We start from the raw sequence: 11794 nt of genomic DNA on the forward strand, positions 1-11794 counted from the left end.
CTCCCTGCCCCATTCCCGCCGTCAACATTGCCAAGGTTTAATGTTGGCGCAACCTGTCAGAAAGGCGCGGTATTCCATATCTAGGGGCATAAGCCGTTGAGGGCTTGCCCTAGGAGAATAACGCACATGAGCTCGACCATTATGAAGCGTACCAGAAAATGGCTCGGGGCCTCTGCCCTGGCGCTGCTGGTCGGTATCGGTGGCGTATCCACCGCCTTTGTATTCACCGGCCAGGCGGCGAATGCCCAGGCCCAGTTGCAGAACGCGGCGCAGATCGTTGTGCCCACGACCGCCCAGCCGCATGCCGGCTTTGCCGATCTGGTGGAAGCGGTGAAGCCCGCCGTGGTCTCGATCCTCGTCGAAGCCCAGGAGAGCCCGCGCGTCGTGCAGCGTGGCGGCCGGGGCGGCGAATTCAATTTCAATTTCCCCGACCTGCCTGAAGGCCATCCGTTCCAGGACTTCTTCGACCAATTCGGCGATCAGTTCGGCCAGCGTGGCGGCCGCGGCGGCGGCGATGCTCCGGCACCGCGCCAGTTCATGGCAGCCGGTTCCGGCTTCGTGATTTCGGCTGACGGCTATATCGTCACCAATAATCACGTCGTCACCGACGCGACCAAGGTCACCGTGGTGTTCGAGGACGGCACCGAACAGGTTGCCGAGATCGTCGGCACCGACGAGCGCACCGATCTGGCCGTGCTCAAGATCGAGGGCACCGATCTGCCCTTCGTCAATTTCGAGACCGAATCCAGCCGCGTCGGCGACTGGGTAGTGGCCGTGGGCAATCCCTTCGGCCTGGGTGGCACCGTGACTGTCGGCGTCATCTCCGGTTCGGGCCGCAATATCGGCGGCTCCAGCTATGGCGATTTCCTGCAGATCGACGCGGCGGTGAACACCGGCAACTCGGGTGGCCCGGCCTTCAACACCAAGGGTGAAGTGGTTGGCGTCAACACCGCCATCTATTCGCCCAATGGCGGCAATGTCGGCATCGCCTTCGCCATTCCGGCGGCAACCGTCAAAGGCATCGTGGCGCAGCTGATCGATAGCGGCACCGTGACCCGAGGTTACCTCGGCGTCGGCATCCAGAACGTCACGCGCGACATCGCCGATGGCGTTGGCCTTGCCGAAGCCAAGGGCGCCATCGTCAGCAACATCGCTGAAGACGGCCCTGCCGGTCCTGCTGGTCTCAAGTCGGGCGACATCGTCACCGCCGTTGATGGCGATCCGATTGATGACGCACTCGACCTCAGCCGCACCATTGCCGGCAAGGCTCCCGACTCCACCGTTGAGCTGACCGTGTGGCGCGATGGCGCCGAGACCAAGCTTTCGGTCAAGCTGGGCACGCTCAATGAGGAGCAGGCCGCCGCTGCCGACCAGAGCCAGGCCCCCGTGCCGCCAGTCCCTGTACCGGCCGAATCGAGCGTTGGCCTGACCCTCGTGCCGAACGCTGACGGTTCGGGCGGTCTGCTGATCCAGGATGTCGATCCTGAATCGGAAGCTGCCAAGAAGGGCCTTGCCGTTGGCGATGCCATTCTTGAAATCAACAACACGCCGGTGAGTTCGCTCGAGGAATTCGAGGCAGCGCTTGACGCGGTCAAGGCCCAAGGGCGCAATACCGCCCTGGTCAAGGCCAGCCGCGACGGCAATGATCGCTTTATCGGCCTGCCGCTGAGCGAGTAAGTCAATACGGCCCCGGGGTTCGCCCCGGGGTCGATTCTATAGGGGAGCGTCGCGGTGAAAATATTGCTGATCGAAGATGATCGGGAGGCCGCGAGCTACCTCATTCAGGCGCTCGATGAGGCCGGGCACATCACCCACCACGCCGCCGACGGTGAAACCGGTTACGCCATGGCCTCGGGCATGGATTATGATGTGCTGATCGTCGACCGCATGCTGCCACGCCGCGATGGCCTGTCCATCATCGAATCCCTGCGCGCCGAAGGCGACAAGACTCCGGTGCTGATCCTTTCCGCTCTGGGCGAGGTCGATGACCGGGTGACCGGTCTGCGCGCCGGCGGCGACGACTATCTCACCAAGCCCTATGCCTTTACCGAACTGCTGGCCCGCGTCGAAGTGCTGGCCCGCCGCTCCAGTCCATCCGAAGCCGCCACCAGCTATGAAGTGGCCGGGCTGACGCTCGACCGGCTGTCGCGCAAGGTCGAACGCGATGGCGAAACCATCCTGTTGCAGCCGCGCGAATTTCGCCTGCTCGAATATCTGATGAAGCATGCCGGCAAGGTGGTGACCCGCACCATGCTGCTGGAAAATGTCTGGGATTATCACTTCGATCCGCAGACCAACGTCATTGACGTCCACATGTCGCGGCTGCGCTCCAAGATCGACAAGGGCCATGCCAGCCCGCTGCTGCAGACGGTGCGCGGCGCCGGCTACATGATCCGCGAGTAGGAATTGAACCGCTTCTGGCAACTCTGGCGCACCTCCACGGTCAGGCTGACGGCAACGTTCATCCTGATCTTTTCGCTGTTTGCCATCCTGCTGCTGGCCTTCATCACCTGGCAGTCCAGCGTGTCGATCCAGCGCCAGCAGGCCGATGATATCGCCAGCGAAATGCAGGTCTTGCAGCGCATTGAGGCTTCGCAGGGCATTCGCGGTCTGGCTTTTGCCGTCGAGCGCCTGTCGCGCACTCCGGGCCCCGGCGTCTATTTTCTCGGCGATGCCAGCGGGCTTTATCTGCTTGGCAATGTCACCGACATTCCCGCTGAAGTGCTGATCGAGCCGGGCATTTACAGCTTTGACTATGAGCGCGCCAATCCCTTCATCGACCCGCCCGATAATGACGCGCGCCCCCGCCGCGCCAAGACCGGCTTTGCCGTGGTGCGCTCGGTTGAGCTGAGCAATGGCATGCGGCTGGTGGTGGGCCGCGACGTGGTCGAGCGGCGCGGCTTTTCCGCCATCATCGTGCAGAGCTTCCTGCTCGGCGTGCTCGGCATCGTGCTGTTTTCCTCCATCGCCGGCGGCATCACCGCGCGCCGCGTGCTCAAGCGCATCGACACCATCCGCGATACCTCCACCAAAATCATGTCCGGCAACCTCTCCGAGCGGGTGCCGATCACCAAGCGCAATGACGAGTTCGATGGCCTCGCCACCAATCTGAACGCCATGCTCGACCGCATCGAGCAATTGCTGCAGGGCCTCAAGGAGGTCACCGACAATGTCGCGCATGATCTCAAGACGCCGCTGACCCGGCTGCGCAATCAGGCCGAAACCGCCTTGCGCGACGGCGCCAGCGACGAAACCCGCCAGCAGGCGCTGGAAACCACCATCGCCGAGAGCGACCGCCTGATCCAGACCTTCAACGCCCTGCTGATGATCGCCCGCGCCGAGGCCGGGGCGCCCTCCGGCGCGCTGACCGATGTCGATGTCAGCGCCGTAGTCGCCGACGTTGCCGAGCTCTATGGCCCGGTGGCCGAAGACGAGAACATCGTTATCGAAACCGCCATCACCGAGGCGGTGCATCTGCGCGCCAATCGCGAACTGATCGGCCAGGCCATGGTGAACCTGCTGGAAAACGCCATCAAATACGCCCGGCCCGATGGGGAAGGGCAGGGCCGCATCACCATCGGCCTGCGCCGCGACGCTGGCCGAGTACTCATCGAAGTCGCCGACAACGGCCCCGGCATCGCCGAGCCCGACCGCAAGCGGGTGCTGGAACGCTTCGTCCGCCTCGAAAAAAGCCGCTCCGAACCCGGCTCCGGCCTCGGCCTGTCACTGGTCGACGCCGTAGCGCGCCTCCACGGCGGCAGCTTCCGCATCGAAGACAACGCGCCGGGGGTGCGGGCGGTGATTGATCTGCCAGGCGCCTAGGCGCCCCCCAACCCTCTCCCACCCACCGGATCCCCCTCGCCCCTTGTGGGAGAGGGACAGCAATTCTGCGCCCGCCCATGCTTCAATGCTCGTGGGTAAGGCCCCCTCATCCGCCCTGCGGGCACCTTCTCCCACGAGGGGAGAAGGAAAACAGCGTCAGCCCCCGCTTGCTCAATCCCCCTCCGCCACGTTATCCCTCACCCATGGTCATCAAGCTCGCCGCCCTGCCGCCCATCGCCACGCCGCGCTTTGATGCGTGGTGCGCCGATCTCCCATCCGACCAGGAGGCGGTGTTCACCGCCTCGACGCTCGGTCCCCTGCTCGAAGCCGCTCCCTATCTGCTGGCGCTGGCCGAGGCCAATGCGGACTGGCTGGTGGCCACCCTCGCCGATAGCGCCGATGGCGCTTTCACCGACATCATCGACACCGTGGAAGCCACCGGCCGCAGCGCCACCGACGAGGAAACCCTCGCGCCGGTGCTGCGCATCGCCAAGGGCCGCACCGCTCTGCTGGCCGCCATTGCCGAAACCGGCGGCGCCTGGACCACGGCACAAGCCACCGCTGCGCTGTCCGACCTCGCCGACGCGGCGCTCGATGCCGCGCTGAACCTGCTGCTGCGCCGCGCCGCCGACAAGGGCCTGCTGACCATCCCGCCCGAACAGGCCACCGCCGCCAATTCCGGCCTCGCCATTTTCGCGCTGGGCAAGCATGGCGGGCAGGAGCTGAACTACTCCTCCGATATCGACATCGTCGCCTTCTACGATCCCGACAAGGGCGTGTTGGCCGATCCCAGCGAAGCGACCAAAATCTACTCTCGCATCGTGCAAAAGCTGGTCGGGCTGATGGAAGACCGGCAGGCGCATGGCTATGTGTTCCGTACCGATCTGCGCCTGCGCCCCGATCCCGGCTCGACCCCCGTCGCCATCTCTTTTGATGCTGCGCTGGCCTATTATGAAAGCCGGGGTCAAAACTGGGAGCGCGCCGCCTGGATCAAGGCCCGCGCCTGTGCCGGCGACCGCACGGTGGGCGAAGCGTTCCTCCGTGAACTGGCGCCCTATGTCTGGCGCAAGCATCTCGATTTCGCCACCATCGCCGATATCCAGGCGATGAAGCGCCAGATCAACATCACCAAGAATGTCGGCGATATCCGCGTCGAAGGCCACAACGTCAAGCTCGGCCGCGGCGGCATCCGCGAGATCGAGTTCTTCACCCAGACCCAGCAGCTTATCGCCGGCGGCCGTGACAAGAGCCTGCGCGTCAAGCCGACTGCCCATGCGCTAGCCGCCTTGGCCGACGCCAACTGGATCTCGCCGCGCACCGCCACCGAGCTGACCCAGACCTATTGGTATCTGCGCGCCGTCGAAAACCGGCTGCAAATGCTGCGCGACGAGCAGACCCACATCATGCCCGCCACGCCCGAGGAAGTCGCCACCATCGGGCTGCTGATGGGCGAGCCCGACCTGCACCAGTTCGAAACCGAGTATCGCGCCGCGCTCGAACGCGTCGTTACCTATTATTCCGAGCTGTTCACCGAAGGCGCCACCCTGGGCAGCGGCGAGGGCAATCTGGTCTTCACCGGCCATGACGACGATCCGGGTACGCTGGAAACCCTCTCCGGCATGGGTTTTGCCAATCCGTCCAAAGCCATCGAAACCGTGCGCAAATGGCATTATGGCAGCTATCCCGCCACCCGCGCCGCCGCCGCCCGCGCCCACCTCACCGAGCTGCTGCCGGCATTGCTGACCACACTGGGCGGGGCTGGCAATGCCGATGAGGCGCTGGCCAAATTCGACAATTTCCTGTCGCGCCTCCCCGCCGGCATCCAGCTGTTCGCGCTGCTGCGCGGCCACGCCAATCTGTTGACTCTGCTGGTGCAACTGATGGCCTCGGCGCCGCGCATGGCCGAAGCGGTGATCCATCGCGCCCATGTCATGGATGGGCTGATCGATCCGGCCTTCGCCAATGACGTGACCCATCGCGACGTGCTGATCGCCAAGGTCGACGCCTTCCTCGCCGAGTCGCGCTCCTATGAGGAAATCATCGACCGCGCCCGCATCATCGGCCAGGAGCAGAAATTCCTCATCGCCGCCGGCCTGCTCTCCGGCACGGTCGGCGCCAATGGGGCAGGGGAGCAGTTCACCGCGCTGGCCGAAACCCTGGTCAATCGCCTGCTGGGCAGCGTCCGCACCGAGTTCGAGCGTCGCCATGGCAAGCTGGTCGGTGGCCGCGTCGCCCTGCTGGCCTTCGGCAAGATGGCCAGCCGCGAAATGACCGTCACCTCCGACCTCGATTTCATCCTGCTCTACGATGCGCCCGAGACCGAGTCCGACGGCGACAAGCCGCTGACCACCAATCACTATTATACCCGTCTCACCCAGCGCCTTGTCGCCGCCGTCACCTCGCCCACCGCCGAGGGCGTGCTGTACGAGGCCGATATGCGGCTGCGCCCCTCCGGCAATGCCGGCCCGCTGGCCACCAGCCTCACCGGCTTCAGCGCCTATCACCGCGACAATGCCTGGACCTGGGAACATCTGGCGCTGAGCCGCGCCCGCGTTATCGCCGCCGATGGCAATCTGGCCAGCGACGTCGACGCCGCCATCGCCGCCGTGATGTCCCGCCCGCGCGATATCGCCAAGACCATCGACGACGTGGTGTCCATGCGGGCGCTGATGGCCAAGGAGCGTCCCGCGCGCCACCCCTTTGATCTCAAACTGGCCGAGGGCGGTCTGGTCGACCTCGAATTCATCGCCCAATCAGCCCAACTGGTCGCCGGCAGCATTGTCGCGCTGCCGCAAGCGCCGACGGCCCGGGTTTTGAGCAAGCTAAGTGACGTTAATCTCGTGCCAGAAGGCAGAAGGCTGGCAGAAATCCACGAGACTTATGCCACCGTGCTGCAGGTGATGAGTTCGGCCCTGATCAGCCCATTCAAGGACGAAGCCTGGACCGATGCCTTCAAGGAACTGCTGGCCGGGCTGACGCATTACCCCGATTTCGGGCGGCTCGAGCTGGATCTGGCGCAGATGCGCAGCGAAGTCAGCGTCGCGGCGGCGCATTGGTATGAAAAAGCGCGCGGACTCTAATCCCGCTTCGGCGGCACCCCTGTGCCCCGTTCTTCCAGCGCCTGCTTGACGCTTTCGGGAATGTCCCGGCAGCCGCAGGCGGCGGCGTGGGCGATGTGCCAGGTGATGCGTTGCTGTAGATTGGCGTTGGGCGGCATCGGATGCGCTTCGTGCCATTCCCGGTTCATCGTCAGGCTGCCTGCATTTCAGGCGTAGCCACTGCCGCTGCCAGCGGCAGGGAGATGGCAACCGTGGTGCCGAGCGCCGGACTGGAGTCGATGGCGAGATTGCCGCCGCTGAGTTCGGCAATGGCGCGCGAGATGGAAATGCCCAGCCCCGGACCCACGCCCTCGCGGGTAAAGGTGGCGTCGCCCAGGGCAAAAGGCTGCGACAGGCTGGCAAGGCGCTCCTCGCTCATGCCCAGCCCGGTATCGGTGACTTCCACCACGACCCCATCACGCGCGGCGAAGGACGCCAGGGTGATGCGGCCGCCCGAGGGGGTAAAGCGCAGCGAGTTGTCGACGATATTGGCCACCATGCGGCTGAGCCCCAGCCGGTCGCCCAGCACCACGGCTCCGCTCGGCGCGCCCTGCACAAAGGCCACACCGGCCCGCGTTGCCTGCCCACGGAAGCGCTGAACCACGCTATCGAGCAGCTCATCGACCGAGACCGGATCGCTGCGCAGCGCCTTCTGGCCGCTTTCGAGTTCGACCAGATCGAGGATGGTGGCGAAGGAGGCTAGCAAATGCTCGCCCGAGCTCTTGATCGACTGCACATAGTCGGCATAGCGCGCATCGCCCAGCGGCCCATAGGTCTGGTGCCGCATCAGCTCGGCAAAGCCGATAATGTGGTTGAGCGGGGTGCGAATGTCATGGCTGAGATGGGAAAGGAAATTGGTCTTGGAGCGGCTGGCGGCTTCCGCCTTGAGTTTTTCTTCGTGATAGCGTCGCGCCAGGAGTCGCTGCTCCTGGCGAATGGCGTCGAGCATGGTGACGGTTTTTTTGGCTTCGGTCACGTCGCTGATCAGCGTCATGAAGGCGCCATCGCCCAGCGGGCGTTCTTCGATCAACAGGCAGGCGCCGGTTTCGCAGCGCAGTTCCAGCACCTTGCTGCCATCGACGCCGTCCACCAGCTTGATCGAACCGCCGGCGGTCAGGCGTTGCAACGCCTCAGGATAGGTCAGCGCCCTGGTGCTGCGGTCAAGCCGGTGACGATATTGCTCATTGCAGGCGATCAGTCGGCCCGCTTGGGTCCAGCAGGCCACGCCCATTGGAATGGCTGCTGCCAGCTTCTGATAATTGTGACGCTGCACCATGTCGGGCATGTCGCTGCGGCGACGCATGGTGAACAGGGCGAACAAGGCGGCCAGCCCGAACGCTGCCGCGCCGCGCTGGGCAATGCTCATCCAGGCTCGGACCTGCTCGGTTTCGAGCCCCGAAATCCCCTGCAGCTCCACTGACGCCCGCTGCGGTATGGCGACCAGATTGGCCATGCTGGCCAACCGCTCGCTCGAACTGGTGATGACGCTGTCCGGCTCCAGTGTGACCATCTCGGAAACCAGCGCGCCGCCGATGCTGGATAGGTCGCGGCGAACGTCATCGAAAGTACGCGCCGCGTCGTAGATGACGAACAGGGTGGCCGATAGCAGCGCGGTCAGCGCGACGGCGACAGTGATGGGAGAATAGGCGAAGCCGAAGACGCGGTGTGCGGGCGTCTGGCGCTCGCTCATGTGCCGGCGATTGTCCGCCTTGCCTTCGCCCGTACCGAATCCGGTAACGCTGGCGCCGGATGTCTCCGCCGACCGCATGGAATTCTCCATCATATGAGGTTTTATCCTCGCCCCGATTTGCCCTTTAACAAACAATGAATCAGGGTGACTCGCGTGTCCAGACCCCCAATCATGGCCCCACGAGGGTGATCAGCAAAATCACGAGTCGTCTGAATCACTTAGCGGTGAAAGAAAAATTCTTCCACAGCCTCGGGTATTTAGCTGGACTTTAGGGAAAGCTTTAGAAACCAGAAGGCCGCTGCTTTGCGTGGCAGCGGCCCCCATGGCGGTCGGCCTAGCCGGCCAGCATGCGCGTCAGGATATCGGCGGTGTTCCGGCTCAGCGTGGCGTTGGTTTGCAACGCGGTCAGCGCTGCCTTGGCGGCCGCTCGGCGACCACTTTCCAGCATCGGCCAGATGCGGAAACCGGTCAGCACCCGCGCCGCCACCTGGGGATTGATCTTGTCCACCTCGGCGACGAAATCGGCGACGAAACGGAAGCCTGCGCCGTCGGCCCGGGCAAACTGCGTCGGGTTGCTCATGGCAAAAGTGCCGACCAGCGAGCGCAGCCGGTTGGGGTTGGTCTTGGGGAAGGACGGATCGGCGAGGATCGCCTGCATGGCCTCGATCACTTCATCGCGCGGCGCGGCAGCGGTCACCGTCAGCCATTTGTCGAGCACCAGCGGATCACCGCCAAACCGTGTGCGGAAATCCGCCAGCATGGTTGGCGCGTCCGGGATTCCGGCGGCTGCGGCGGTGGCCAATGCCGAGAGCCGGTCGGTCATATTGCTGGCGTTGGCATATTGCTGGCCTGCCAGCAGGTCGGCGCCGGCGGCTTCGCTGGCCACCAGCAGGTTCAGCACGCGGTTGCGCAATGCCCGGCGGCCGGTGCTGGTTGGGTCGGGGGCATAGGGAGCGGTGCTGGCTAGACTGCTATAGGCGGTCAGCAACTGCGGCTGCAGCGGCGCGAACACCGCCGACAGCAAGGCCTCGCGCACGGTATGGATCAGCGTCGGGTCGATATCCTGGCCGATGGCGCGGCCGATGGATTGTTCATCGGGCAGCGTCAGCGCCAGCGCCTTGAAGGCATCGTCCAGCGTGTCGCTGGCCAGTGTCTCTGCCATGGCCTCGGTCAATGCCGCCACGGCTGCCGTGTTCCATAGCGTGCCGCGCACTGCATCCACCGCCAGCGCCATGCCCACATCCTGCAACGCCTGCCAGCGGTTGAACGGATCGCTGTCATGCCGCGCCAGGAACAGCTGGTCGTCCTGCGTCGCTTTGGTTTCCAGGATCACCGGCGCGGAGAAGGTCCGCAGCAGCGACGGCACTGGCCGATTGGCCACGCCGGTGAAAACCACCTCGGCGCTGGCGCCATCGAACACGATCAGATCGTCGCGCACCTCGGCCCCACTCACCCCGCTCCACTGCATCGAGCTACCATTGGGCCCGATCAGGCCGAACTTGATCGGCAGCACCAGCGGCTGTTTGCTGGGCTGGCCCGGCGTCGGCAGCGTCTCCTGCTTGAGCTTGAGCGTATAGGTCTGCGCTTCGGCGTCGTAGTGCTCGTCCACGCTCAGCTTCGGCGTGCCAGCTTGCAGATACCAGGTCTTGAACTGATCGAGATTGACCGCATTGGCGTCGGCAAAGGCGGCAAGGAACGCCTCGATGGTCGTCGCCTGTCCATCATGCCGCTCGAAATACAGGTCCATGCCCTTGCGGAAGCCTGCTTCGCCGAGCAGCGTCGCCAGCATGCGGACGATTTCGGCGCCCTTTTCATAGACCGTCGTCGTGTAGAAATTGTTGATCTCGCGATACTGGTCCGGGCGCGGCGGATGCGCCAGCGGGCCGCCATCCTCGGGGAATTGCGCCCGGCGCAATGTCACCACATCCGAGATGCGCTTCACTGCCCGCGAACGCTCGTCGCTGGTGAATTCCTGGTCGCGATAGACCGTCAGCCCTTCCTTGAGGCAGAGCTGGAACCAGTCGCGGCAGGTGATGCGGTTGCCGGTCCAGTTGTGGAAATATTCGTGCGCAATGACCCGCTCGATGCCGTCATAATCGCCATCGGTGGCGGTGTCCGGCTTGGCGAACACCAGCCGGTCGTTGAAGATGTTGAGCCCCTTGTTCTCCATCGCCCCGAAATTGAAATCGGACACGGCGACGATGTTGAAAATGTCGAGGTCATATTCGCGGCCGAAGCGCCGTTCGTCCCACGCCATCGAGCGCTTGAGGCTATCCATGGCCCAGTGGCACTGGTCTTCCTTGCCATGGGTGCAATAGATCGCCAGATCCACCTTGCGGCCCGAACCGGTGGTGAAGCTGTCGGAGATCGAGCCGAGATCGCCCGCCACCAGCGCAAAGAGATAAGCCGGCTTGGGGAAGGGGTCTTCCCACACCGCATAATGCAACCCGTCGCCCGCATCGCCCGCCTCGAGCAGATTGCCATTGGCCAGCAGCACCGGGGCCAGATCGCGCGGCGCCGTCATCCGCACCTTGAAAACCGCCAGATTGTCCGGCCGGTCGAGATAATAGGTGATGCGGCGGAACCCCTCGGGCTCGCATTGCGTGCACCAGGTGCCGCTGGAGCGATACAGCCCCATCAGCTTGGTATTGCCCTCGGGCTGTAGATTGACCTCGGTTTCCAGCACGAAACGGGTCAGCGGCGGCTCGAACAGGGTCAGCCCATTGCCATCCGCCGCATAGGCCGACAGCACCAGCGGCGCGCCGTCGATGGCGATGGAGGCCAGCGTCAGCTCATCCCCATCCAGCACCAGCGGCGTGCCCGGCGCAGTGCCCGGGCTGGGCTCGACGCTCAGCAGCGCCCGCACCCGCGTGCCCTCAGCCAAAATCCTGAAATCGAGGTCGATCGCCGTGATCCGGTACGGGGCCGGGGCGTAGTCCTTGAGGTAGATGGTGTGTTCGGTTTCGGTGCGCATGGTGGGTCCGTCAAATCGTCGGTCTGAAATCGATTGTGGCAGCGCCGCAACAGTCAATTCGGCGCATTCGTGTATCCTGATCGGCCAGCGACCGCTTCGGTCCACTCTTCTACGCCAATTGGGACGGCATTGGGGAGGGGCTTGCAGCGCGCACACTGCTCCTCTGCATCATTGCCGGTGTATCGAGCAGGTATCCTAGTTTCCCGATCG

Annotated in this window: 7 protein-coding genes; 4 read left to right on the forward strand and 3 right to left on the reverse strand. The window is 64.4% G+C overall.

Going from position 1 to position 11794, the window contains the following annotated elements; translation table 11 throughout:
* Window positions 1-126 precede the first annotated feature (126 nt).
* The 4 genes from ACX3OW_RS13965 to ACX3OW_RS13980 all read left to right on the forward strand — a co-directional run bounded on the left by ACX3OW_RS13965 (window position 127) and on the right by ACX3OW_RS13980 (window position 6902).
* Complete coding sequence (locus ACX3OW_RS13965; protein WP_459096397.1) at window positions 127-1677, forward strand: Do family serine endopeptidase; 1551 nt, start codon at window positions 127-129, stop codon at window positions 1675-1677.
* A 54-nt stretch (window positions 1678-1731) separates the two neighbouring features.
* Window positions 1732-2403: a winged helix-turn-helix domain-containing protein gene (locus ACX3OW_RS13970; RefSeq protein WP_459096398.1), complete on the forward strand. Its 672-nt coding sequence runs from the start codon at window positions 1732-1734 to the stop codon at window positions 2401-2403.
* A 3-nt stretch (window positions 2404-2406) separates the two neighbouring features.
* Window positions 2407-3822, forward strand: a complete 1416-nt coding sequence (locus ACX3OW_RS13975; protein ID WP_459096399.1) for a sensor histidine kinase — start codon at window positions 2407-2409, stop codon at window positions 3820-3822.
* Window positions 3823-4025: 203 nt separating this feature from the next.
* The gene (locus ACX3OW_RS13980; RefSeq protein ID WP_459096400.1) at window positions 4026-6902 is read left to right on the forward strand and encodes a bifunctional [glutamine synthetase] adenylyltransferase/[glutamine synthetase]-adenylyl-L-tyrosine phosphorylase; all 2877 of its coding nucleotides are present in this window, start codon (window positions 4026-4028) and stop codon (window positions 6900-6902) included.
* Here the strand turns inward: ACX3OW_RS13980 and ACX3OW_RS13985 are convergent.
* The 3 genes from ACX3OW_RS13985 to pepN all read right to left on the reverse strand — a co-directional run bounded on the left by ACX3OW_RS13985 (window position 6899) and on the right by pepN (window position 11584).
* On the reverse strand, window positions 6899-7069 hold the full coding sequence (locus ACX3OW_RS13985; RefSeq protein ID WP_459096401.1) for a hypothetical protein: 171 nt from the start codon (window positions 7067-7069) through the stop codon (window positions 6899-6901). The genes ACX3OW_RS13980 and ACX3OW_RS13985 overlap by 4 nt on opposite strands.
* A gap of 2 nt (window positions 7070-7071) precedes the next feature.
* Window positions 7072-8688: a sensor histidine kinase gene (locus ACX3OW_RS13990; RefSeq protein WP_459096402.1), complete on the reverse strand. Its 1617-nt coding sequence runs from the start codon at window positions 8686-8688 to the stop codon at window positions 7072-7074.
* Window positions 8689-8944: 256 nt separating this feature from the next.
* A complete protein-coding gene (pepN, locus tag ACX3OW_RS13995; RefSeq protein ID WP_459096403.1) occupies window positions 8945-11584 on the reverse strand; it encodes an aminopeptidase N in 2640 nt (879 codons plus the stop codon).
* Window positions 11585-11794 lie beyond the last annotated feature (210 nt).

The sequence above is a fragment of the Devosia sp. A449 genome (assembly GCF_054489375.1).

Excerpts from the sequence above, each read along its gene's own strand:
- ACX3OW_RS13965 (WP_459096397.1), top strand. The coding sequence starts at position 127 with ATGAGCTCGACCATTATGAAGCGTACCAGAAAATGGCTCGGGGCCTCT.
- ACX3OW_RS13980 (WP_459096400.1), top strand. The coding sequence starts at position 4,026 with ATGGTCATCAAGCTCGCCGCCCTGCCGCCCATCGCCACGCCGCGCTTT.
- ACX3OW_RS13985 (WP_459096401.1), bottom strand. The coding sequence starts at position 7,069 with ATGAACCGGGAATGGCACGAAGCGCATCCGATGCCGCCCAACGCCAAT.
- ACX3OW_RS13990 (WP_459096402.1), bottom strand. The coding sequence starts at position 8,688 with ATGCGGTCGGCGGAGACATCCGGCGCCAGCGTTACCGGATTCGGTACG.
- pepN (WP_459096403.1), bottom strand. The coding sequence starts at position 11,584 with ATGCGCACCGAAACCGAACACACCATCTACCTCAAGGACTACGCCCCG.